At 67.5% G+C, this 23358-nt stretch carries 22 protein-coding genes, 1 tRNA gene and 1 riboswitch; of the genes, 17 read left to right on the top strand and 6 right to left on the bottom strand.

Annotated features, from left to right (window positions below; translation table 11 throughout):
- Window positions 1-23 precede the first annotated feature (23 nt).
- The gene (gene fabA, locus WFK61_RS03045; RefSeq protein ID WP_047578039.1) at window positions 24-536 is read right to left on the bottom strand and encodes a 3-hydroxyacyl-[acyl-carrier-protein] dehydratase FabA; all 513 of its coding nucleotides are present in this window, start codon (window positions 534-536) and stop codon (window positions 24-26) included.
- 287 nt (window positions 537-823) lie between these two features.
- Here fabA and irrA point away from each other — a divergent pair, with 287 nt between their 5' ends.
- Complete coding sequence (gene irrA / locus WFK61_RS03050; RefSeq protein WP_306226588.1) at window positions 824-1288, top strand: iron response transcriptional regulator IrrA; 465 nt, start codon at window positions 824-826, stop codon at window positions 1286-1288.
- 32 nt (window positions 1289-1320) lie between these two features.
- Window positions 1321-2091: a YbaY family lipoprotein gene (locus tag WFK61_RS03055; protein ID WP_336810044.1), complete on the top strand. Its 771-nt coding sequence runs from the start codon at window positions 1321-1323 to the stop codon at window positions 2089-2091.
- A gap of 15 nt (window positions 2092-2106) precedes the next feature.
- Here WFK61_RS03055 and WFK61_RS03060 read toward each other — a convergent pair whose 3' ends face one another.
- A complete protein-coding gene (locus WFK61_RS03060; protein WP_336810045.1) occupies window positions 2107-2637 on the bottom strand; it encodes an SH3 domain-containing protein in 531 nt (176 codons plus the stop codon).
- A gap of 176 nt (window positions 2638-2813) precedes the next feature.
- Between WFK61_RS03060 and WFK61_RS03065 the strand changes: the two genes are divergently transcribed.
- Window positions 2814-3809 carry a 2-hydroxyacid dehydrogenase gene (locus WFK61_RS03065; RefSeq protein ID WP_336810046.1) on the top strand — a complete coding sequence of 332 codons (996 nt, stop codon included), beginning with the start codon at window positions 2814-2816 and terminating at the stop codon, window positions 3807-3809.
- A 192-nt stretch (window positions 3810-4001) separates the two neighbouring features.
- Here WFK61_RS03065 and WFK61_RS03070 read toward each other — a convergent pair whose 3' ends face one another.
- Together WFK61_RS03070 and WFK61_RS03075 are read right to left on the bottom strand one after the other, a co-directional pair.
- The gene (locus WFK61_RS03070; RefSeq protein WP_336810047.1) at window positions 4002-4682 is read right to left on the bottom strand and encodes an HAD family hydrolase; all 681 of its coding nucleotides are present in this window, start codon (window positions 4680-4682) and stop codon (window positions 4002-4004) included.
- A 20-nt stretch (window positions 4683-4702) separates the two neighbouring features.
- Window positions 4703-5707: a complex I NDUFA9 subunit family protein gene (locus WFK61_RS03075; protein WP_336810048.1), complete on the bottom strand. Its 1005-nt coding sequence runs from the start codon at window positions 5705-5707 to the stop codon at window positions 4703-4705.
- Window positions 5708-5995: 288 nt separating this feature from the next.
- Here WFK61_RS03075 and WFK61_RS03080 point away from each other — a divergent pair.
- The 8 genes from WFK61_RS03080 to rfbA all read left to right on the top strand — a co-directional run bounded on the left by WFK61_RS03080 (window position 5996) and on the right by rfbA (window position 13995).
- A tRNA-Leu gene (locus tag WFK61_RS03080) sits at window positions 5996-6082 on the top strand.
- Between the two features lie 487 nt (window positions 6083-6569).
- Window positions 6570-7988, top strand: a complete 1419-nt coding sequence (locus WFK61_RS03085) for a phosphomannomutase (RefSeq protein WP_336810049.1) — start codon at window positions 6570-6572, stop codon at window positions 7986-7988.
- A gap of 93 nt (window positions 7989-8081) precedes the next feature.
- The gene (locus WFK61_RS03090; RefSeq protein ID WP_336810050.1) at window positions 8082-9107 is read left to right on the top strand and encodes an NAD-dependent epimerase; all 1026 of its coding nucleotides are present in this window, start codon (window positions 8082-8084) and stop codon (window positions 9105-9107) included.
- A gap of 39 nt (window positions 9108-9146) precedes the next feature.
- Window positions 9147-10355 carry a 3-oxoadipyl-CoA thiolase gene (gene pcaF, locus WFK61_RS03095; protein ID WP_336810051.1) on the top strand — a complete coding sequence of 403 codons (1209 nt, stop codon included), beginning with the start codon at window positions 9147-9149 and terminating at the stop codon, window positions 10353-10355.
- 234 nt (window positions 10356-10589) lie between these two features.
- Window positions 10590-11645, top strand: coding sequence for a dTDP-glucose 4,6-dehydratase (gene rfbB, locus WFK61_RS03100; protein ID WP_336810052.1), 1056 nt, complete (start codon window positions 10590-10592; stop codon window positions 11643-11645).
- Between the two features lie 12 nt (window positions 11646-11657).
- Window positions 11658-12215, top strand: coding sequence for a dTDP-4-dehydrorhamnose 3,5-epimerase (rfbC, locus tag WFK61_RS03105; RefSeq protein ID WP_336810053.1), 558 nt, complete (start codon window positions 11658-11660; stop codon window positions 12213-12215).
- Window positions 12215-13123: a dTDP-4-dehydrorhamnose reductase gene (gene rfbD / locus WFK61_RS03110; protein WP_336810054.1), complete on the top strand. Its 909-nt coding sequence runs from the start codon at window positions 12215-12217 to the stop codon at window positions 13121-13123. Before rfbC ends, rfbD begins: the two co-directional genes overlap by 1 nt.
- Entirely contained in the window at window positions 13120-13995 is an 876-nt protein-coding gene (rfbA, locus tag WFK61_RS03115; protein ID WP_336810055.1) for a glucose-1-phosphate thymidylyltransferase RfbA, read from the top strand. Before rfbD ends, rfbA begins: the two co-directional genes overlap by 4 nt.
- Before the next feature lie 16 nt (window positions 13996-14011).
- On the opposite strand, the gene WFK61_RS03120 is transcribed toward rfbA, so the two are convergent.
- The gene (locus WFK61_RS03120) at window positions 14012-15424 is read right to left on the bottom strand and encodes a mannose-1-phosphate guanylyltransferase/mannose-6-phosphate isomerase (RefSeq protein ID WP_336810056.1); all 1413 of its coding nucleotides are present in this window, start codon (window positions 15422-15424) and stop codon (window positions 14012-14014) included.
- Between the two features lie 197 nt (window positions 15425-15621).
- Window positions 15622-16968 carry a UDP-glucose dehydrogenase family protein gene (locus WFK61_RS03125; RefSeq protein WP_336810057.1) on the bottom strand — a complete coding sequence of 449 codons (1347 nt, stop codon included), beginning with the start codon at window positions 16966-16968 and terminating at the stop codon, window positions 15622-15624.
- A gap of 183 nt (window positions 16969-17151) precedes the next feature.
- Window positions 17152-17281: riboswitch (TPP riboswitch) on the top strand.
- Window positions 17282-17373: 92 nt separating this feature from the next.
- Here WFK61_RS03125 and WFK61_RS03130 point away from each other — a divergent pair.
- The 6 genes from WFK61_RS03130 (at window position 17374) to WFK61_RS03155 (ending at window position 23335) form a co-directional block, all read left to right on the top strand.
- Complete coding sequence (locus tag WFK61_RS03130; RefSeq protein WP_336810058.1) at window positions 17374-18450, top strand: LuxE/PaaK family acyltransferase; 1077 nt, start codon at window positions 17374-17376, stop codon at window positions 18448-18450.
- 5 nt (window positions 18451-18455) lie between these two features.
- On the top strand, window positions 18456-19904 hold the full coding sequence (locus tag WFK61_RS03135) for an acyl-CoA reductase (protein WP_336810059.1): 1449 nt from the start codon (window positions 18456-18458) through the stop codon (window positions 19902-19904).
- The gene (locus tag WFK61_RS03140; RefSeq protein WP_336810060.1) at window positions 19894-20685 is read left to right on the top strand and encodes an ABC transporter ATP-binding protein; all 792 of its coding nucleotides are present in this window, start codon (window positions 19894-19896) and stop codon (window positions 20683-20685) included. Before WFK61_RS03135 ends, WFK61_RS03140 begins: the two co-directional genes overlap by 11 nt.
- Window positions 20682-21431, top strand: coding sequence for an ABC transporter permease (locus tag WFK61_RS03145; protein WP_336810061.1), 750 nt, complete (start codon window positions 20682-20684; stop codon window positions 21429-21431). Before WFK61_RS03140 ends, WFK61_RS03145 begins: the two co-directional genes overlap by 4 nt.
- A 162-nt stretch (window positions 21432-21593) precedes the next feature.
- A complete protein-coding gene (locus tag WFK61_RS03150; protein ID WP_336810062.1) occupies window positions 21594-22571 on the top strand; it encodes an ABC transporter substrate-binding protein in 978 nt (325 codons plus the stop codon).
- Window positions 22568-23335, top strand: coding sequence for an SDR family oxidoreductase (locus tag WFK61_RS03155; protein ID WP_336810063.1), 768 nt, complete (start codon window positions 22568-22570; stop codon window positions 23333-23335). The genes WFK61_RS03150 and WFK61_RS03155 overlap by 4 nt, the downstream gene beginning before the upstream one ends.
- The last annotated feature ends 23 nt before the right edge of the window (window positions 23336-23358 follow it).

The raw sequence follows: 23358 nt of genomic DNA on the forward strand, positions 1-23358 counted from the left end.
GCAAGGTCGGCTTACGTTTTTCCTCAGGCCGCTTCCGGCTTGAACAGGCCGACGCGCATGTCGCTGACCGTGTAGATGCGCTTGCCGTCGGCCTCCAGCCAGCCATCGGCGATGCCGAGGACGAGCTTCGACTTGAAGACGCGCTTGAAGTCGACGCCGTAGACGACCTTCTTGACCGAGGGCAGGACCTGATCGGCGAACTTGACCTCGCCGACACCGAGCGCGCGGCCGCGGCCCGGCAGGCCGAGCCAGCCGAGGAAGAAGCCGGTGAGCTGCCAGAGCGCATCGAGGCCGAGGCAGCCCGGCATCACCGGATCGCCCTTGAAGTGGCAATCGAAGAACCAGAGATCGGGCTTGATGTCGAATTCGGCGCGGACGAGGCCCTTGCCGTGCTCGCCACCCTCTTCGGCGATCTCGACGATCCGGTCGAACATCAGCATCGGCGGCAGCGGGAGCTGCGCATTGCCCGGCCCGAACAGTTCCCCACGACCGCAGGCGAGGATCTCCTCGTAGCTGAAAGACGACTGACGCTGCATTCCCGTACCGCTCCCTGGCACCGGCCGGATTCGGCCGGTGTCTCGTTTGCCGTGCCTAACACGGCGGGAGCGGGAAACGAAAGGGCAGCACGTCCCAAGACGCGCGTCGCAGCGTCAAAAACCACAGCGAGACTGCGCCAGATCAATGCAGGAGCGGTCCTCCAGAGCCTATAGACCGGTTCAACGCTTGCGACGGGGACTCCGACGCCTTACATTTCGGATTGGAATTCTTTCAACAAACGGAGCCTTCAGGACATCCGTTGCGCATGAAGGCACGCGAACAGGGCATGAGCGACCTGACCTCCCAGGACCAGGGTTACGGAACGCCGGTGCGGCAGGGCTGCCCCTTCAACGACATTCGCCAGAAGCTCCGGCGCGTCGGTCTGCGGCCGACCCGCCAGCGCGTCTCGCTCGGCTGGGTGCTCTTCGCCAAGGGCCAGCGCCATGTCAGCGCCGAGATGCTGTTCGAAGAGGCGATGAAGGAGCGCATCCCGGTCTCGCTCGCGACGATCTACAACACGCTGCGCCAGTTCACCGAGGCAGGCCTCCTGCGCGAACTCACGCTCGACGGTGCCAAGGCCTATTTCGACACCGCCGACCATGATCACCACCATTTCGTCGTCGACGGCGAGAACCGGGTGATCGACATCCCCGCCGACGAGATCGACGTCGCGAGCCTCCCGGTCCCGCCCGCAGGTTACGAAATCGCGCGAGTCGACGTCGTGGTGCGGCTGCGCAAGATCGACAGCTGAAATAAGCTCCGTCCGCTCCGGAGACCACGAACATGGCTTTCACCGATTCGCCGATCTCGCGCCGCGCGCTGGCAGGGCTTCTGCTGGCGGCCGCCCTCCCCGCCACGCCCGCGCTGGCGGCGCCGCGCAGCTTGCGCGGCACGGTCTCCTTTCGCGAGCGCATGGCCCTGCCGCCCGGCGCCATCGTCGAGGTGAAGCTGCTCGACGTCTCGCTGGCCGACGCGCCGGCGCGCACCATCGCCGAGACGCGCGTTTCCGGCCGCCGCATCCCGGCGCCGTGGACCCTGCGCTTCGATAGCAGGCGGATCGATCCCCGTCATAGCTACGCACTGCAGGCGCGCATCACGCATCGCGGGCAGCTGCTCTTCATCACGACGGAGCGGCACAGCGTCTTCACGGGCGGCCCGGACAATACCGATATCTGGGTCCAGCGCGTGGCCGGGCAGGAACAACCGCCCGCGCCTGCCGCCTCGCCGGTCGGCAACTGGCGCCTCGCCCGCCTCGGCGGCGCCGAGACCCCGGCCTCGATCGCGACCACGCTCACCATCGCAGCGGACGGCAAGGTGTCGGGCCGCGGCGGCTGCAACGGCTTCGGCGGCACTGCGACCATTCAGGGCCGGGTGATCCGGTTCTCGCGCATGGTCTCGACGATGATGGCCTGCGAGCCCGACAAGATGGCGCAGGAGCAGCGCTTCCTCAAAGCGCTGGAGCGCGTGCATCGCTGGAGCTTCGAGCGCCAGACGGGCCGGCTCGTCCTGCTCGATCGCGGCGGCCGGCCGCTGATGGCGCTTGCGGCGCAGTAGCGCCGGGGACGCCCCTCAGTCGACCTTCTCGTTGGGATAGACGCCCCAGAGGCGCTCCTGCCGGATGAAGCCGTTGATGGTGCCGACGCTGACGCGGCACCAGGTGTTGGCGCAGGAGGCGACGCTGGCGACAACGCCGGGCTGCAGCCGGGCGACGACGGCGGCGTCCTCGTTCGCGGCGCTGCGCATCGGGAAATTCTCGTCCTTCTTCTTCGACCAGGGAGCGACGAGCGCCGTCCGGCGGCCGGAAAGCAGGCTGTGCAGCACCCAGCCCTCGGTGCCATCGGCATCGCGGACGCGGCGCCAGGTCTCGAATTCGGCAGTGACCTCCACCGGCAGGCCGGCGCGCTGATAGACCCAGCGCGTGCGGTGCTCCTTCGAGGGGCCTTCGCGCAGGTTCACGCGGTCCGTCTTCAGGCTGACATAGCGCGGCACGGGCAAGCCGGTGACCGATCCCGCCTGCATGTCCTGCGCGGACGCGATCGCGGGCAGGCCGATGAGGGCCAGCGCCGCCAGGGCCAGGCAGCGCATCGACGAGACCTTCATGCCGCCACTCTCCTTCGCATCCGCTTACCCCCGGCGAAGGGGCAAGTTGTCATCCGCTGCGCTGCCGCCTAGACACAGTCATGCTGCCGCGCAGCAACTCCCATTCCTGGGCCACCAGGGTTAATGACGGGTTGAGGATATCAGGCCGATACGGCCGATGACGGAGGGGTGCCGCCATGACGAAGAAGAAGCCGGTGGTGGTGGTGACGCGCAAGCTGCCCGCCGTGGTGGAAACCCGCATGCGCGAACTGTTCGACGCGCAGCTCAATATCGACGACAAGCCGATGTCGCAGGCCGCGCTGGTCGAGGCGGTGAAGACCGCCGACGTGCTCGTGCCCACCGTCACCGACAAGATCGACGCCGCCGTCATCGCGCAGGCCGGCGACCAGCTGCGCCTGATCGCCAATTTCGGCAACGGCGTCGACAATATCGATGTCGCCAGCGCCGTGCAGCGCGGCATCACCGTCACCAACACGCCGGGCGTGCTGACCGACGACACCGCCGACATGACGATCGCGCTGATCCTCGCCGTCGCACGCCGGATCGCCGAGGGCGCCCGCGTCATTCCCGATGACGACTGGGCCGGCTGGTCGCCGACCTGGATGCTCGGCCGCCGCATCACCGGCAAGCGCCTCGGCATCGTCGGCATGGGCCGCATCGGCCAGGCGCTGGCGAAGCGGGCCGCCGCCTTCGGCTTGTCGATCCACTACCATAACCGCCGCCGCGTCGATCCGCGCATCGAGGAGCAGCTCGACGCGACCTATTGGGATTCGCTCGACCAGATGCTGGCGCGGATGGACATCGTCTCGGTCAACTGCCCGCATACGCCGGCGACCTATCACCTGCTCTCGGCGCGCCGCCTCAAGCTGATGAAGCCGGACGCCATCCTGGTGAACACGGCGCGCGGCGAGGTCGTCGACGAGACCGCGCTCGCCCGCATGCTGGAAGCCGGCGAGCTCGCCGGTGCCGGCCTCGACGTGTTCGAGAGCGAGCCGGCGGTCAATCCGCGCCTGCTCAAGCTCGCCCGCCAGCACAAGGTCGTGGTGCTCCCGCATATGGGCTCGGCCACGCATGAAGGGCGCGCCGACATGGGCGAGAAGGTCATCGTCAACATCAAGACCTTCATGGACGGCCACAAGCCGCCGGATCGCGTGCTGCCCAGCATGCTCTGAAGGGCCAAGTCTTTCAGCCTGTTGTCATTCCGGGGCGCGCCGCAGGCGCGAACCCGGAACCCACGACCGGGTGAGACAGTCCATGCCGCGGAACTTAAGACTCACCCAGTCGTGGGTTCCGGGCTCTTCGCTGCGCGAAGCCCCGGAATGACAAGGGTGGTTTAGATCAGGGGCGTCGCGTAGGTCCGCAGCTCAAGCCGCGCACAATCCCGCGAGGCGCGCCGCTTCCGCCGGCCATTCCCTGTAGTCGTCGATGACGCCAGCGGCGCCGGCCGCCAGCAGGCGCTCGCGCATGCGCGCCTTATCATGGGCGACGCCGGTGAAGCCGGCGACCTGCATGCCGGCCGCCTTCGCCGCCAGCACGCCCGGCACCGAATCCTCCAGAACGAGGCAGCGCCCGGCCTCAGCCCCCATCTGCGACGCCGCGAACAGGAAGACATCCGGCGACGGCTTGCCGCGCGCGACCTGCGAGGCCGAGAAGACATGGGGATCGAACAGGTCGATCAGGCCCGCCAGCGCGAGGTTGCGCCTGAGCGGCTCCAGAACCGTCGAGGAGGCGACGCAGCGGCGCCCCGCCATCACGGTCAGCGCCTCGCGCACGCCGGGAAGCGCGCGCAGCTCTGCTTCCAGCCGCAGGGCGACCGCATCCTCGATACGCGTCTCGAAATCGGCCGGCAGAGGCTTACCCAGCGCAGCCTCGATAATCCTCATGCCGTCGGCCCAGGGGATTCCGACGAGCTGATCGACGTAATGGTCGAGCGTCCAGTGGCTGAGGCCGGCCTCATGGCACATGGCGAGGCTGACCTCGCCATAGAGCGTCTCGGTGTCGATCAGCGTGCCATCGCAATCGTAGATGACGAGGTCGAACGACACAGGCCTGCTCCGCCGGCCGCTCAGCGGGCCTGAAGCGTGTCGAACTGGCCGGTCTTGCGGAAGCGCCAGAGATAGGACGAGATCACCGCCTCGGACGAGGTCGGGGCCAACCCGAGCCCGGCGAAGTCGCGACCCTCGGCCTTGGCTTCCGCAGAGACGACATTGTCGCTCTCGAGCAGCGTGACCTGATCGCGCGTCATGACGAGCTCGTCCGGGATCAGGCCAAGCGTCAGGGAATCGACGACCTGCAGGACGCTGCCCATGATCCGCGCCAGCGGGAACGGCAGCGGCGCGAGCAGGCGCTTGCGGCCGGTCACCTTGCAGACCTCCTCGACGATCTCGCGCAGGCTCTGCACCTCCGGCCCACCGAGTTCGTAGACGCGGCCGGTCTGGACGGTGCCATCGACGGCGCGGGCGACGATCTCGGCGACATCGCCGACGAAGGCCGGCTGAAACTTCGTCGCGCCGTCACCGACCAGCGGCACCACCGGCAGCATGCGGACGAGAGAGGCGAACCGGTTGAAGAACGTATCCTCGGGACCGAACATCACCGACGGACGCAGCACGACCGCGCCGGAAACGGCGGCGAACATCGCCGCCTCGCCCTCGGCCTTGGTGCGGGCATAGGTCGAAGCCGATTCGGCGGAGGCGCCGAGGGCCGAGACATGAACCAGCCGCGCGATGCCGGCAGCGGCGCAGGCCTGGGCGATGGCGCGCGCGCCGTTCGCCTGCACGGCCGCGAAGCTCTGGCGCCCCTGCTCCTGCATGATGCCGACGAGATTGACGACGGCGTCAGCACCCTTCACCGCGGCCGCGACCGAGGCGGGATAGCGCAGATTGGCCTGAACCGCGTGGATCTGGCCGACGATGCCGATCGGCTGGAGGAAATTGGCGAGATCCGGCCGACGCACGGCGACACGCACCCGGTAGCCGCGCTTGACGAGCGCACGCACGACATGGCGGCCGACGAAACCGGAGCCGCCGAAGACCGTGACGAGTTGCTGGGCCGGGGCCTGGGAAGCCATCGCGAAAGCTCCGTTTAGAATGCTTCTGCCCTCCTAGATCATGTTCCGCCAAAGTGGAAATGCCTTTTGCGGCCGGGGCGCTCTATATCCCGCCCCCTGCGGCGTTCCGCCCTATCCACGACGTCGCTCCGCCCCCCTTTTGACGCCGGCTCACCGGTTCCGGGCCAAAACAGCCCGCAATCCGCCCGGTCCGCAAAGGCGCTTTCCACAGGGCTGCGAAAACAAATTCATTTCGCCGCGACAGGGCCGTTGACAGGACGACTCGGCCCCCGTAAACGAACCGCCGTTGCCCAGGTGGCGGAATTGGTAGACGCACCAGCTTCAGGTGCTGGCGCCTGCAAGGGCGTGGAGGTTCGAGTCCTCTCCTGGGCACCATTTTCTTGAGGACTACCAACCTCAAGAACTCAAGGCTCCTCCGAGCGTTGTGATGCGCGGCCGTTCAAAAAACGGCGCGCAGCAATGCTTCGAGAGTTCTTTGAAGCGCGAAGCGCCGCGCTCCTTTCTCTTCCAATCGAGCGGCGCCCGTCTTCTCCCGCCATGGCGAATACAACGCGGTGCACGGCCGATAAGGCCGGCAGCCAGCGGGCAGCGGGCAGCGGATCAACGCCACCTCCTCCAGGATATGGATAGACTGATCCCGCCTGTGGGCCGTTGGTGGTTGAGGCGCGGCGGTCCCGGAGCCATATGATGCGGGTTCGAGCCTTCTCGAAAATGCTCTGAAACAATTCCGCTATTCTCCGAAACGCGGAATTGTTTCAGGCCTTTGTTATAACGCATTTTCTTCACGCGAACCGGTGTCCACTTCGCTCGAAAATGCTCTAGATCAGCTTGCCGTCACTCGCATCGCTTGAGCCCTGCCGTCATGACCAGCCTGAAATTCGGAACTTCCGGCCTGCGTGGCCTCGTCACGGAGCTCGTCGGCCTGCCGACCTACGCCCATGTCCGTGCCTTCTGCGCCGTGCTGCAGGAGGACAAGGCGGCTGGGCCCCAAGGCGAAGTGCTGATCGGCCGGGACCTGCGCTCGTCGAGCCCGCTCATCGCCGCACAATGCGCCCAAGCCGTGGCCGATGCCGGGCTCAAGCCGGTGGATTGCGGCGCCGTGCCGACACCTGCGCTGGCACAGGCTGCCATGGCCGCCGGCAGCCCGGCCATCATGGTCACGGGCAGCCATATCCCGGACGACCGGAACGGGTTGAAATTCTACCGTGCGCAGGGCGAGATCGACAAAACCGACGAGGCCCGCATCCTCGCGCAGCATCAGGCGCTTGCCCTGACGACCGCTCCCGAGGTCTCGATCGCGCCGCCTGCGCGCGACGTGCTGGCCAGCTACCGCGCCCGCTATGCCGGCTTCTTCGGCCGCGCGCTGGAAGGGCTCACGGTCGGCGTCTACCAGCATTCCTCGGTCGGGCGCGACGTCATCTGCGACGTACTGGCGGCTCTCGGAGCAACGCCGGTCGCGCTCGGGCGGAGCGACGTCTTCATCCCCGTCGACACGGAGGCGCTGCGCCCAGAGGACGAGGAGCTGGCGCGGCGCTGGGCCGGGGAGCGCAAGCTCGACGCCATCGTCTCGACCGATGGGGATGCGGATCGGCCGCTCGTCGCCGACGAGACCGGCCGCTTCCTGCGTGGAGACCTGGTCGGCGCGCTGACCGCGCAGTTCCTCGGGGCCGATGCGATCGTCACGCCGGTGACGTCCAATTCCGCGCTCGACCGCCCCGGCCTGTTCGAGACGGTGGTCCGCACCCGCGTCGGCTCGCCCTATGTCATTGCCGGCATGGCCGAGGCCAAGGCCGGGGGCGCCGAGACCATCATCGGCTTCGAGGCCAATGGCGGCGTGCTGCTGGGCTCGGACGTCACGCGCGACGGGCGCAAGCTCGCCGCCCTGCCGACGCGCGACGCCCTCCTGCCGATCCTGGCGACGTTGGCGCTGGCCCGCGGCGCCGGCAGGCCATTGAGCGCGATCGCGGCGGAGGCCCGCTTTGCGATTGCCCTGTCCAACCGCCTGCAGGAGGTGCCGCAGGACAGAACCGCGACCCTGATCGCCAAGCTCGACGGCGAGGATTCCGGTTTCCGCGACGCGGCCTTCGCCGCCCATGGCGGCGTGGCATCGCGCGACCGCCGGGACGGATTGCGCCTGACGCTCGGCATCGGCGCGACGGTGCATTTCCGTGCCTCCGGCAACGCCCCGGAGCTGCGCGTCTATGTCGAAGCGCCGACGCCGCAAGCCGCGGAGGCGCTGCTTGCGGAGAATCTCGCCTTCGCAGCGGCTCAGACACGCTGAGCCGCGGCCGAATCCGGCTTGCCAAACCGGCAAGCCGGCGCGATGTCGGAGCGGCGCGGTGGATTCGCGGCCGACCTTCAGTAAGGAACCCAGGTGGATCGAGCTACGTCCTTCGACCGTGTACTCCTGACCGGCGCGGCCGGCTTCGTCGGCTTCCATGTGACGCAGGCGCTGCTCGACAGGGGCGTGGAAGTCCTCGGCATCGACAACCTGACCCCCTATTACGATCCCGCCCTGAAGCAGGCGCGTCTCGACCATCTCACCGCCCGCAACGGCTTCTCCTTCGAACCGCTCGACATCGCCGATTACGATGCGGTGCAGGCTGCCTTCGCTGCCTTCCGCCCGCAAGTGGCGATCCATCTCGCGGCCCAGGCCGGGGTGCGCTACTCGCTGGAGAACCCGCGCGCCTACGCCTCGTCGAATCTGGACGGCTTCCTGTCGATCCTCGAGGCCTGCCGGCACAATCCGGTCGACCATCTCGTCTACGCCTCGTCGAGCTCGGTCTATGGCGCCAATGCCAAGGTGCCGTTCAGCGAGCATGACGGGGCCGACCATCCGGTCTCGCTCTATGCCGCGACCAAGCGCGCCAACGAGCTGATGGCGCATTCCTATGCCCATCTCTACGGCATTCCGACGACGGGCCTGCGCTTCTTCACGGTCTACGGCCCGTGGGGCCGGCCGGACATGGCCTATTTCAAGTTCACCAAGGCGATCCTCGAAGGCCGGCCGATCGACGTCTATGACGAGGCCGCGATGAGTCGCGACTTCACCTATGTCGACGATATCCGCGAGGCGATCGTGCGGCTGGCCGGCCAGCCTCCGCAGGCTGCCCCGGAAGCCCGCCTGGCGGCGGATCCCGCGACGTCCACCGCGCCCTGGCGCCTCTACAATATCGGCAATCACACGCCGGTCCGGCTCGACCGTTTCATCGCCGCGATCGAGGAAGCCTGCGGCCGCAAGGCGATCAAGCGCCACCTGCCCGCCCAGCCCGGGGATGTGCCGGCAACCTATGCCGACGTGTCGGACCTGGCGGCCAGCGTCGATTTTCGGCCGGATACGCCGATCGAGACAGGAATCGCTCGCTTCGTCGCCTGGTATCGGGAATTCTACCGCATCTGAAACGATCCGCACCGCCTTCGAGACAGCAGGACCCGTGACATGACCGAAGCCTTCATCTGCGCCTATGTCCGTACGCCCATCGGCCGCTTCGGCGGCTCGCTCTCCTCCGTCCGGGCGGACGATCTCGGCGCCGTGCCGCTGAAGGCGCTGGTCGAGCGCAATCCGGGCGTGGATTTCGGCGCTGTCGACGACGTGATCTTCGGCTGCGCCAACCAGGCGGGCGAGGACAACCGCAATGTGGCGCGCATGTCGCTCCTGCTCGCCGGCCTGCCCAAGGAGGTGCCGGGGACGACGATCAACCGGCTCTGCGGCTCGGGCATGGATGCGGTCATCGCCGCCGCCCGCGCGATCAAGGCCGGCGAGGCCGAACTGATGATCGCCGGCGGCGTCGAGAGCATGTCGCGCGCGCCCTTCGTGCTGCCCAAGGCCGACAGCGCTTTCTCCCGCCATGCCGAGATCCACGACACCACGATCGGGTGGCGTTTCGTCAATCCGCTGATGAAGGCGCAATACGGCATCGATTCCATGCCGGAGACCGGCGAGAACGTCGCCGCCGACTGCCATATCGGCCGCGCCGACCAGGACGCCTTCGCCTTGCGCTCGCAGCTCAAGGCCGTCGCCGCCCAGCAGAACGGCCGTTTGGCCAAGGAGATCGTCCCGGTGCTGATCCCGCAGCGCAAGGGCGATCCGATCCGTGTCGAGATCGACGAACATCCGCGCGGGGACACCACGCTGGAGAAGCTCGCCAAGCTCGGCACGCCGTTCCGCAAGGAAGGCGGCACGGTCACCGCCGGCAACGCATCCGGCGTCAATGATGGCGCCGCGGCGCTGATCATCGCCTCGGAGAAGGCGGCTGCGAAATACGGGCTGACGCCGATCGCGCGCATCCTGGGCGGCGCGACCGGCGGCATCGCGCCACGCGTCATGGGCCTCGGGCCGATCCCGGCGACGCGCAAGCTCTGCAAACGGCTCGGCCTCAAGCCCACCGATTTCGACGTCGTCGAGCTGAACGAGGCCTTCGCCTCGCAGGGCATCGCCGTCCTGCGCGAACTCGGCATCGCCGAGGACGGCGCGCATGTGAACCCGAATGGCGGCGCGATCGCGCTCGGCCATCCGCTCGGCATGTCCGGCGCCCGCATCAGCGGCACCGCTGCGCTGGAACTGTCGCTCACCGGCAAGAAGCGCGCGCTCGCCACCATGTGCATCGGCGTCGGCCAGGGCATCGCGGTCGCGCTCGAACGCGCGTGAACCCTGCCACGATGGCGTCTCCCGAACCGCAGAACCAGGCTCCGGAATGAGAGAGCCTTGGTTTCGCCGCGGTTCGGGTGTCCCGCTGTCGCACGAAAGCGCTTCGTGATACCTGCGGTGCGGTGAAGAGGGACGTGCATTGAGGCTGACGGTCAGGATCGGCATCCAGGGCATGCGCGCCTCATCCGCTCCATCCCTCCATCTTCGCGGCCGCTGCCGCCAGGACTGCACCTCATGCCCCTGAAGTTTCTCGTCACCGGCGGCGCCGGCTTCATCGGCTCGGCGGTGGTGCGCAAGCTGATCGGCGAGACCGAGCACGAGGTCTGCGTCGTCGACAAGCTGACCTATGCCGGCAATCTCGCCTCGCTGGCTCCGGTCTCCGGCAGCAACCGCTACCGGTTCGAGCAGGCCGATATCGGCGATGCCCCGCGCATGAAGGCGCTCTTCGCCGATTTCCAGCCCGACATCGTGATGCATCTCGCCGCCGAGAGCCATGTCGACCGCTCGATCGACGGGCCGGCCGCCTTCATCGAGACCAATATCGTCGGCTCGTTCGCGCTGCTGCAGGAGGCGCTGCGCCATTTCCGGGCGCTGCCGGAGGAGCGCAAGGCGCGCTTCCGCTTCCACCATATCTCGACCGACGAGGTCTTCGGCTCGCTCGGCACCGAGGGCTTCTTCCGCGAGGACACGGCCTATCAGCCGAACTCGCCCTACTCCGCCTCCAAGGCCGCGTCGGACCATCTCGTCCGCGCCTGGCACCACACCTACGGCCTGCCGGTGGTGATGACCAATTGCTCGAACAATTACGGGCCCTATCACTTCCCGGAAAAGCTGATCCCGCTGATGATCATCAATGCGCTGGAGGGCAAGCCGCTACCGGTCTACGGCAACGGGCTCAATGTGCGCGACTGGCTCTATGTCGACGATCATGCCGACGCATTGCTCACCGTCGCGACCGCCGGAAAGACCGGGGAGAGCTACAATATCGGCGGCCATAACGAGAAGACCAATGTCGAGGTGGTGAAGGCCATCTGCGCCATTCTCGACGAGCTCCGGCCCGATCCCAAAGGTGCGCGCGAGCGCCTGATCACCTATGTCACCGATCGGCCGGGCCATGACGCGCGTTATGCGATCGATGCCGGCAAGATCGGCCGCGAGCTCGGCTGGGCGCCGAAGGAGACTTTCGAAACCGGGCTTCGCCGCACCGTCGAATGGTATCTCGCCAATCCCGGCTGGTGGGGCGATATCCGGTCCGGCGTCTATCGCGGCGAGCGCCTCGGCGCGGCCTGAGCGGGGAACGAGATGCTGAACGTCGAGGAAACGGCGATCCCGGCCGTCAAGATCGTCACGCCGAAGAAGTTCGGCGACCATCGCGGCTTCTTCTCCGAGACCTGGAGCCGCAAGGGCTTTGCTGAGGCCGGGCTCGATCTGGATTTCGTGCAGGACAACCAGTCGCTCTCCGGCCCGGTCGGGACATTGCGCGGCCTGCATTTTCAGTCGCCGCCCTTCGCACAGGACAAGCTGGTGCGGGTCACGCGTGGCCGCATCCTCGACGTCACCGTCGATATCCGGACCTCCTCACCCACTTTCGGCAAGCATGTCGCGGTCGAGCTTTCCGCCGAGAACTGGAAGCAGCTGCTGGTTCCGGTCGGGTTCGCCCATGGTTTCGTCACGCTGGAGCCGGATACCGAGGTGCTCTACAAGGTCACCGCTCCATATGCGCCTGAGAACGACTACGGCCTTGCCTTCGACGACCCGGCGCTCGGCATCGACTGGCGCCTGCCGCTCTCCGGCCTCACCCTCTCTGACAAGGACCGCAAGCATCCGCGCCTCGCCGAGATGCTGCGTTATTTCGACTGATGACACTTCGTATCGCCGTCACCGGTTGGACCGGCCAAGTCGTCTGCGCCATGCTGGAGCGCGTGCCCGTCGGCGTCGAGGTCATCGCGCTGCGCCGCCCGGACCTTGATCTCGCGGTGCCGAAGACGGTCGCGCCCGCCCTGCGTTCGGCCCGGCCCGATGTGATCGTCAACACGGCCGCCTATACGGCCGTGGACCAGGCCGAGAGCGAGCCGGAGCTCGCCATGCGCGTCAATGGCGAGGCCGCCGGCGAGGCAGCGCGCGCCGCCGCGGCGCTCGGCATTCCCGTGATCCAGCTCTCGACCGACTATGTTTTCGACGGCGCACTCGCCCGGCCCTATCGCGAGGATGACCTGACCGGCCCGATCTCGGCCTATGGCGCGAGCAAGCTCGCCGGCGAGCAGGCGGTCGCCGCGGCGACCGAAAACCATGCCATCCTGCGCACGGCCTGGATCTACAGCCCCTTCGGCAAGAATTTCGTCAAGACGATGCTGCAGCTCGCCGAGACGCGCGACGAGATCGGCGTCGTCTCCGACCAGGCGGGATGCCCGACCAGCGCGCTCGACATCGCCGACGCCATCTTCACGGTCGCGCGCAACCTGACCAGCCGGAAGGACGAGGCTCGCCTGCGCGGCGTGTTCCATATGAGCGCGACGGGCGAGGCCGTCTGGGCCGATGTCGCCGAAGCGATCTTCGCCGAGCGGGAACGGCAGGGCGGCAAGCCGGTGCGGGTCAAGCGCATCGCCACAGACGATTATCCGACGCCGGCCCGCCGACCGGCGAATTCCCGGCTCGATTGCGCCAAGCTCGCGCTTGCCCATGAGGTGCGCCTGCCGGAGTGGCAAAGCTCGCTCCGGCCATGCGTCGCGCGGCTGCTCAAGGATCAGGGCAAGGACCAGCAACGATGAAGGGCATCATCCTCGCCGGCGGCTCCGGCACGCGGCTGCATCCGATGACGCTAGCGACGTCGAAGCAGCTCCTGCCCGTCTATGACAAGCCGATGATCTATTATCCGCTCTCGACGCTGATGCTCGCCGGCATCCGCGAGGTGCTGATCATCTCGACGCCGCACGACCTGCCGAACTTCAGGCGCCTGCTCGGCGACGGTTCGGACTGGGGTATGAGCCTGACCTATGCCGAGCAGCCGCATCCCGGGGGGCTGGCGCAGGCCTATCTGATCGGCGCCGATTTCGTTGCCGGCGAACCGTCGGCCCTGATCCTCGGCGACAACCTCTATTACGGCCACAGCCTGCCGGAAATGATGGCGCGCGCGACCGCCCGCAGCAGCGGCGCGACCGTCTTCGCCTATCATGTCCGCGACCCCGAGCGTTACGGCGTGGTCCAGTTCGACAAGGCCGGCAAAGCGGTCTCGATCGAGGAGAAGCCGAAGGCGCCGAAATCGAGCTGGGCCGTGACGGGCCTCTATTTCTACGATGCCGAGGTGGTCGAGATCGCCCGAAGCCTCAGGCCGTCACCACGCGGCGAGCTGGAGATCACCGACGTCAACCGAACCTATCTGGAGCGCGGCATGCTCTCGGTCGAATCGATGGGCCGCGGCTTCGCCTGGCTCGATACCGGTACGCCCGACAGCCTGCTGGAGGCCGGCGAGTTCGTCCGCACGCTGGAAAGCCGGCAGGGCCTGCGCATCGCCTGCCCGGAGGAGATCGCCGCGCGGCAAGGCTGGATCCCCGCCGCGCAATTGACGCTGCTCGGCGAGAGACTCGCGAAGAGCGATTACGGCCAGTATCTCCTGCGCATCGCAGGCGATCTCGACCGGTAACGCCTCTCGCCGCTGGTTACACGCGCTTGTAGACGTCCTCGATGCGCACGATGTCGTCCTCCTCGAGATAGGAGCCGACCTGCACCTCGATGATCTCGAGGGGTATCTTGCCGGGGTTGGCCATGCGGTGGATGCAGCCGATCGGCAGGTAGATCGACTCGGTCTCGTGGACGATGATCGTCTCGTCGTTGCGCGTGACTTCGGCCGTACCGCGCACCACGACCCAATGCTCGGCGCGGTGATGATGCTTCTGCAGGGACAGGATGCCGCCCGGTTTCACCGTGATGCGCTTGACCTGATGGCGTCCGCCCACATCGACGGAGAGATACTTGCCCCAGGGCCGGTGAATCTCGCGGTGTGCATTCGCCTCCGGCTCGCCATTGGCCGCGACGAGCGCCACCAGCTCCTTGACCTTGTCGGCCTTGGCCTTCGGGGCGACCAGCACGGCGTCGCGCGTCGCGATCACCGCGACATCGTCGAGGCCGATCACCGCGACCAGCCCCTCGTCGGCGCGCACGAGGTTGTTCGAGCCTTCGAGGACATAGCCCCGGCCCTCGACGACATTGCCGCTCGCATCCTTGTCCGAGAGGTCCCAGACCGCCGACCAGCCGCCGACATCCGACCAGCCGAAATGCCCGGCAATGACGGCCGCCTTCCGCGTGCGCTCCATCACGGCATAGTCGATCGAAGTCTTCTTGGCCGCTCCGAAGCTCGTGGGCTCGAGAAGCTGGAAATCGAGATCCGGCTTCGTCCCGGCGACCGCCTCGACGACCGGCGCCAGCACCTCCGGCTCGAAGGCCTCGATCTCGGCGCGCATCGTCGCGGCATCGAAGATGAAGTTGCCGGAATTCCAGAAATAACCGTCGAGCAGATACTGCGCCGCCCGCTGCGCATCCGGCTTCTCGACGAAGGCCGCGACGGCGCGCGCCTCCTCGCCGAGAGCCTCGCCCGGCTGGATATAGCCGTAGCCGGTCGCGGGATGGGTGGGCGGGATGCCGATGGTCACGATGCGGCCCTGTGCGGCGATCTCGCCGGCTTTCCGGCAGGTCTCGACGAAAAGCCCGGCATCGCGAATGACATGGTCGGCCGCAAAGACGCCGACGATCGCCTGGCTGTCGCGCTTGAGGGCGATCTCGGTCGCGACGGCGACGGCGGCGGCCGAATCGCGCCGCATCGGCTCCAGCACGATCTCCGCCGAAAGACCCAGCGCCTGAAGCTGCTCAAGCACCGTGAAACGGTAATCGACATTGGTGATGACGATCGGCTCGGCGAAAACCGAGTGGTCGGAGAGCAGCCTCATCACCCGCTGAAAGGTCGAATCCCGCCCCAGCAGCGGGATGAACTGCTTCGGCATCGTATCCCGCGACACCGGCCACAACCGCGTCCCGGCGCCGCCGCACATCACGACAGGTATGATCTTCGGCGCCATCTCAAAGCCACTCCGCCTTGCGCAACGCCTTCATTCGAACAGCGCGCATGTCCAGTATCGCAACGTAACGGCACCGCTTTACGGGAAGGTGTATGCGGCGCCCGATCGACGGGTTTGGTAGCGAAGTCCTTAAGGAGACGGGCAGGCCCGCGCTGCCGCCTCGGCCGCTACGACGATCGATCGTCCGGGGCATCGGTTCAGGCCGCGGTCTCGGCGTGCCTGCCCTCCGGGGCGTCGATGCCACGGCCGACATCGGCATAGGTGAAGCCCTTGGCGCGGACCTGCTCGGCTCGATAGACATTGCGCAGGTCGACGAGGACGGGCGCCGCCATCGCCGCCTTGACGCGGTCGAGATCGAGCGCGCGGAAGATGTTCCACTCGGTCACGATCACCGCCGCATCCGCGCCGGCCACGCATTCATAGGCGTCGCGGCAATAGGTCACGCCGGCCGGCAGCACCGCCTTGGCCTGCTCCATCCCCTCCGGATCATAGGCTCTGATCGTGGCGCCGCCATCCTGCAGGGTCGTGATCACAGCGATCGAGGGTGCGTCGCGCATGTCGTCGGTGTTCGGCTTGAAGGTCAGGCCCAGCACCGCGATCGTCTTGCCCCGCACCGAGCCGCCGCAGGCCGCCACCACCTTGCGGCCCATCGCCCGCTTGCGCTGGTCGTTCACCGCCGCGACGGTCTCGACGATGCGCGACGGCGTGCCGTAATCCTGCGCCGTCTTGATCAGGGCGAGCGTGTCCTTCGGGAAGCAGGAGCCGCCATAGCCCGGGCCGGCATGCAGGAACTTCGAACCGATGCGGTTGTCGAGGCCCATGCCACGCGCCACGTCCTGGACATTGGCGCCGACCTGCTCGCAGAGATCGGCGATCTCGTTGATGAAGGTGATCTTCGTCGCCAGGAAGGCGTTGGCGGCATATTTCGTCAGCTCCGCCGTGCGGCGGCCGGTGTTCAGGATCGGCGCGTTGTTGAGATAGAGCGGCCGGTAGATATCGGCCATCGCGGCCCGCGCCCGCTCGTCATCGGTGCCGACGACGATGCGGTCCGGCCGCTTGAAATCCTCGATCGCGGCGCCCTCGCGCAGGAATTCCGGATTGGAGACCACGGCGAAATCGGCATCGGGCCGGAGCTCCCGGATGATGCGCTCGACCTCGTCGCCGGTGCCGACCGGAACCGTCGACTTGGTCACGATCACGGTGTAGCCGCGCAGCGCCTGCGCGATCTCGCGGGTGGCGGCATAGACATAGGACAGATCGGCGAAGCCGTCGCCGCGGCGCGAGGGCGTGCCGACGGCGATGAAGACCGCATCCGCCTCGGCCACCGGCCCGGCGAGATCGGTGGTGAAGGACAAGCGCCCCGCCGCCGCGTTGCTGCGCACGAGCTCGGACAGGCCTGGCTCGAAGATCGGGATTTCGCCGCGCTTCAACGCCGCGACCTTGCTCTCGACCTTGTCGACGCACACGACGTCATGTCCGAAATCCGCAAAGCAGGCCCCGGAGACCAGGCCTACATAGCCCGAGCCAACCATCACGATCTTCATCGGTTTCTCCCTGGGGCTGACCCATCATGGCAAGCCGAGGATTGCTGTTCGCAGCTGCGGCATAGCGCAATCACCGGAAAATCGGAATTGGCTTCTTCTCGACGGGCCTGCCCTGGCCCCGCCCCCGGCTGCGATATCGCGGCCGTTATCGCTTGACAGCAGGGCCCACCGCTCGTCATCTGCATCCGTTCCCAGGGGGGCCTCGCTAGGAGGCTGAGATTCCGCCGGCCGGGCTTTCGAGCCTCAAGCAACGCGGTGACCCTCCGAACCTGATCCGGATCATACCGGCGTAGGGATGCGGGACATGCGGCCACCCAAGGCCCTGATTCCAGCTTGCGCCGATGATCCTGTTGCGATCGACGCTTCCGGCTTGTCCGTCGGCGCCGGAACGGAGTGGGCTTTCAAGTGACGCAAGCCGAGATCATCGCGGCGCTATTGGCGTTCATCGCGCTTCCCGATGCATCGGAAGCCGAATTCGAGACGATGGCGCTGAAGGTCTTCGCCTATCAGTTCCGCAACAACGAGCCCTATAAGCGTTTCTGCCTGCAGCGCGGCCGCACGCCGCTCTCGGTGAAGCGCTGGCGCGACATCCCGGCCGTGCCGATCACCGCCTTCAAGGACCTGACGCTGAGCTGCAGCCCGCCTGAAGCCGCCAGCCACGTCTTCATGACCAGCGGCACGACACAAGGCATCCGCGGCCGCAGCTATCACCCGACGCTCGACGTCTGGAGGCGCTCGATGCTGGTGAATTTCCGGGCGCGCTTCATGCGTGGCCGCGAACGCATCCGCATGGGCATCCTCTTCCCCGACGAGGCGGAGCTGCCGAACTCTTCGCTCGCCACCTATCTCTCGCTCGCCAAGCGCGAATGCGGCACGCCGGCTTCCAAAACCTTCATCGATGCTGCCGGTCTCGACCTCGACGGCCTTCTGTCGGCGCTCGCCGAAGCCGAAGCGAGCGGCGAACCCTACGCCCTGCTCGGCGCGAGCTACTCCTTCGTTCCCGTGCTGGATGCGCTCACGGCAAGCGGCCGGCGCTTCGCCCTGCCGGAAGGCAGCCGCATCCTCGATACCGGCGGCTTCAAGGGCCAGTCGCGCGAACTGGGGCCCGACGAATTCTATGACGGGCTCAGCGCCGCCTTCGGCGTGCCGCGCTCCACTTGCATCAACATGTACGGGATGACCGAGCTGAGCTCGCAGCTCTATGACGACGGCAACGCCACCTGCCCGTCGGTGAAATCCGGGCCGCACTGGATTCGCAGCCGCGTCGTCGATCCGCTGACCGGCGCCGACCTGCCCGAAGGCGAGCGCGGTGTGATCGTCCATCACGACCTCGCCCATTTCAACTGCCTCGCGGCGATCCTGACCGAGGATGCCGGCGAGATCGTGCCGGGCGGCTTCAAGCTGCTCGGCCGCGTCGATGGCGAGGCCTCGAAGGGCTGCTCGGTCGCGATCGCCGAATTCCTCGCAGCGGCACGAGGCTGAAGCCGGTGATCGAGCATGCGGGCCATCTGCCGGGCCTGAACGCCAGGACTTTGCGCTGGCGCGAGGTCCGTCACAGCGCCTGGGGCGAGAGCGCCACCATCGCGCTGCCGGAGCTGGACGAGGCGCAGGCGGCGGCGCTCTGCACGCATGTGCGCGACAACGCCCGCGCCCGGCTGAAACGGATGGAGACCGCCCGCATCGTCGCGGCGATCGACGGCGCCGTCGCGCGGCTGCTCGACCGTGAACACCCATTGCGGCGCAAGGCCGAACATTTCCTGCCCATCGTCACGGGCTATGACCGCGAGACCGTCAGGCTCGGCCTGACCGGCTATCTCAAGACCTTCCGCAAGCCGCAATTGCTGCGCTTCCTCGCCGAGGATTTCGCCAATCCCGGCGTGCTCGACGGCTTCCAGCCGACACCGAAGAGCGGCTATCTGCGCGCCCATGGTCCGGAGCTGCTGCTGCATGTCTGGGCGGGTAATGTCCCGGCGCTCTCGCTCTGGAGCCTGATCTGCGGATTGCTGGTCAAGGCCGGCAGCATCGGCAAGCTCGCCTCGGCCGAGCCGCTGACGGCGGGCTGGTTCGCGAGCCTGCTTGCCGAGATCGATCCCGAGATCGGCGAATGCCTCGCCATCACCTGGTGGAAGGGCGGCGAGGCGGCAGCCGAACCGATCTTCCTGCGCGAGGCCGACACCGTCATGGCCTATGGCGGCAACGAGACACTGACGGCGCTGCGCGCGAAGCTACCGATCACCACCCGCTTCCTGCCGCATGGCCACAAGATCGGCTTCGGCGCGATCGCCCGTGAAGCTCTCGACAGCCGCAAGGCGCCTGCGCTGGCCCGGCTCGCGGCTCACGACGTCATCCGCTACGAGCAGCAGGGTTGCTATTCGCCGCAGATGCTCTTCGTCGAGCGTGGCGGAAAAGTGAGCCCTGCGGAGTTCGCCCGCTATGTTGCGCAGGAGCTCGGCGCCCTCGCCTCGCGCCATCCGCGCCGGGCTCTCTCGCAAGGCGAAGCGGCCTCGATCGCCGCATGGCGTGGCACTCAGGAAACCCGCGCGATGGACGGCACCGCGGAGCTTCTCGGCGAGCCATCCGATCCCTGGAGCGTCGCCCATGTCGAGACAGCGGAAGCCCTGAGCCCGACTGGGCTGAACCGCACGCTCAAGCTCGTCGCGGTCGAGAGCCTGGACGCGGTCCCGGCTCTCGTCGCGCCCTATCGCAGTTTCCTGCAGACGGCCGGCCTAGCCGCCTCCCCCGAACGGCTGTTCCGGCTGGCCGAGCGGCTCGCCGAGGTCGGCGTCAGCCGCATCGCTCCGCTCGGCCGGATGACCGCGCCGGAAGCCGGCTGGCATCATGACGGGCGCTTCAGCCTGCTCGACCTCGTCACCTTCAGCGAGATCGAGCAATCGGCCGAGGCCGCGGCAGAGGGGTTCGCGCCCTATGTCGACTGATCCCGCCAAGCCCGGTTTCGTCACGATCGAGCGGGCCAGCTATCGCTATGATGCGGCAGGCCCGGCCGTGGTCGATGCCATCGACTGGACGATCCCGCGCGGCGAGATCCACTGCCTGCTCGGCCGCAGCGGCTGCGGCAAGACCACCTTGCTCAAGCTCGCAGCCGGCCTGCTGATGCCGAGCGAAGGCACGATCCGCATCGGTGGCGAGGCGCTCATCGGCCCGAGCCCGCGCGCCGGCTTCGTCTTCCAGGCACCGACCCTGCTCGACTGGCTGAGCGCGCTCGACAATGTCCTGCTGCCGATCTCGCTGAAGCGACGCCCGACCGTCGCGGACAAGGATGCCGCGTTCGACCTGCTGGAGCGTGTCGGCCTCGCGGATTTCACCATGCGTCGCCCGGCCGAACTTTCCGGCGGCCAGCAGAGCCGTGTCGCCGTCGCCCGCGCATTGATCGGCAATCCCGACCTGTTGCTGCTCGACGAGCCTTTTGCGGCGCTCGATGCCCTCACACGCGAGGAATTGCAGGACGATCTGCTGCGGCTTTGCGCGCTCAACGGCACGACCGCGCTCTTCGTCACCCATGATATCGGCGAGGCCGTTTATCTCGCCGATACGGTGGCGGTGATGGCGGCCGGCCGGGTTACGCATGTGCGCCGGATCGAGCTGGCCCGCCCGCGCCATCGCGACATGCGCTATGCGCCCGGCTTCATCGCCGCCTGCCGCGAGTTGCGCGACGCCATGGATGGAGCAGCCGCTGTCAATCGGAGGCCGGCGGCATGATGGCCCGCCTGCCCTCGCTCCTGCTGCTCCTCGCCCTGCTCGCCGGCTGGGAAGCCTGGTGCCGGCTCGGCGGCCTGTCACCTCTCGTCCTGCCGCCACCTTCTGCCGTGCTCGCGACGCTGTGGAGCGAGATCGCGACCGGCAGGCTCTGGCCGCATCTGGCGACGACTGCCGCCGAGATGGCGCTGGGCCTCGGCATCGGCGCCATCGTCGGGCTCGGCACCGGCATCCTGCTCGCGGAGTTCCCGGCGCTCAGCCGGCTGCTGCGGCCCTATGTGCTGGCAAGCCAGCTCGTGCCGAAGCTCGCGCTCGGGCCGCTGTTCATCATCTGGTTCGGCTTCGGCATGACGCCGACCGTCGTCATCACCGCGCTGATCTGCTTCTTCCCGCTGATGGAGAACACACTGACGGGGATCGGCGAGGTCGATGCTTCCAGGCGCGAGCTCTTCCGCATGCTCGGCGCCGGCCGCCTCCAGACCCTGCTCCGGCTCAAGCTGCCGGCGGCGCTACCGGTCATCATGGCGGGCCTGCGCGTTGCGGTCGTGCTCGCATTGGTCGGCGCCGTCGTTGGCGAGTTCATCGGCGGGCGCATCGGGCTCGGCGCCTCGATCATCGCCGCGCAGAGCGTGATGGATTCGAGCCTGATCTTCGCGCTCTTCATCGTCCTCACCGCCCTTGGAATGCTGCTCTACGAGGCCGTGCGCCTGATCGAGCGCCGCGTCCTGCATCGCTTCTCGAAAGGCTAGATTCCCATGTCCGTCTTCTTCACGCTCGCTCGCCTTTTGAGAACAGGGCTCGTCATCCCGGCCGCAGCGAAGCGGAGCGCCGGGATCCATCATCGGGCTCCGCGCTCTACGATGGATCCCGGATCGGCGCTGCTTCGCAGCTTGTCCGGGATGACGGCGAGCGTGGCGGTCACCGCGGCGCTCTTGCTGTCCGCCTTCGCATCGGCTCAGGCCCAACCGCTCGACAAGGTCACCGTCGCCGGCTGGAGCCAGCCGATCAGCGAGATCACCAATCTGCTGGCGGAGCCGGACAAGGGCTTCTTCAAGGCGAAAGGCATCGCGCTCGACTATGTGCCCGGCAATGGCGGCGGCGCCGCCTTGCAGAACATGCTCGCGGGGCAGGCCGATATCGCCTTCACCGATCCGGCCGCGCTCTATCTCGCGCTCGACAAGGGCGAGAAGCTCGTCGCGATCTACAACATCTACCCGCAGAACGTCTTCAACGTGGTCGCGCTGAAGAGCAGCGGTATCCGCACGGCGGCCGACCTCAAGGGCAAGCGCATCGGCGTCTACAGCCTCGCCAGCGGCACCTACCAGAACCTGCTCGTGCTGCTGCATCAGGTGGGCCTGGGCGAGAAGGACGTCACCATCCAGCCGGCGGGCCTGCTCAACTTCGCGCCGCTGATGCAGGGCCAGGTCGACGCCACCGCCGCGACCGATACCGGCCTGCTCGTCGCCCGCGCCAAGGGGCTAGGCGAGGCCAACGTCATCGAGGTCCGCGACCAGCTCAATCTGCCGAGCGACATCTTCGTCGTGAAGGAAGCCTATTACGAGCAGAACAAGCCGCTGCTGAAGCGCTTCCTCGCCGCCTATCGCGATTCCGCCGCCTGGATGATCGCCAAACCTGAAGAAGCCGCGCGCATTGCCGTCACCCGCGCGATCAACGGCCGCGACGAGGCCGTCAATCTCGAGATCATCAAGCTGCGCAATGCCTCGAGCATCTCGCCGACGACGGAGCGCGAGGGTCTCGGCCGCTTCGATCTCGACGCCCTGCAGAAAGGCGCCGACACGTTCCGCAGCCTCGGCCTGATCGCCCGCCAGATCGATATGGGTTCCGTCGTGAAGAGCGACCTGATCCCGGCGAAGGATGGCGCGCCGTGAGCTTCCGCGACCGGGCCATCCTCGTCACGGGCGCGAGCCGCGGCATCGGGGCAGCGATCGCGAAAGCCTTCGCGGCCGAGGGTGGGATCGTCATCGTCAACTACCGGACGAACGAAGCGGAGGCCGAGGCTGTGGCTTCGGAATGCCGCGCGCTCGGCGGCGAGGCGCTGGCCGTCGCGGCCGACGTCACGTCCCCGGACGCTGTCGCAGCCATGGCGACGCGCATCGCGGAGGAGGTCGGCCGGCTCGATGTCGTCGTCAACAACGCCTTCGCGCCCTATCGCTTCGACCCGGATAACCGCGCCCGCTTCTGGGAAACACCCTGGGAGTCTTACGAGCAGCAGTTCGAAGGCGCGGTGAAGGCGGCCTACACGGTCAGCCGCGCGATGCTGCCGCTGCTCCAGCGCCGCGGTGGCTCTGCCATCATCAACCTCGCCAGCGATCTGGTGACGCGGCCGAGCATTCCCTATCACGACTACACGACGGCCAAGGCGGCGCTCGTCGGCTTCAGCCGCAATCTCGCGGCCGAGCTCGGCCCGCTCGGCATCCGCGTCAACTGCGTCGCGCCGGGGCTGGTCTACCCGACGCAGGCGAGCGCGACGACGCCCGAGGAGGTCCGCGAGATGCTGATCGTGCAGACGCCCTTGCGCCGCATCGCGACGCCCGAGGATGTCGCCGGCCCGGTGCTCTTCCTTGCCAGCGACTGGAGCCGCTTCGTCACGGGCCAAGTGCTCCACGTCGATGGCGGGCTGGTGATGGTCTGAACGGCCGTTCCGAACTTCGGAGT

This window comes from Allobosea sp. MMO-172, from assembly GCF_037147855.1.
Classification (GTDB): Bacteria; Pseudomonadota; Alphaproteobacteria; order Rhizobiales; family Beijerinckiaceae; genus Allobosea.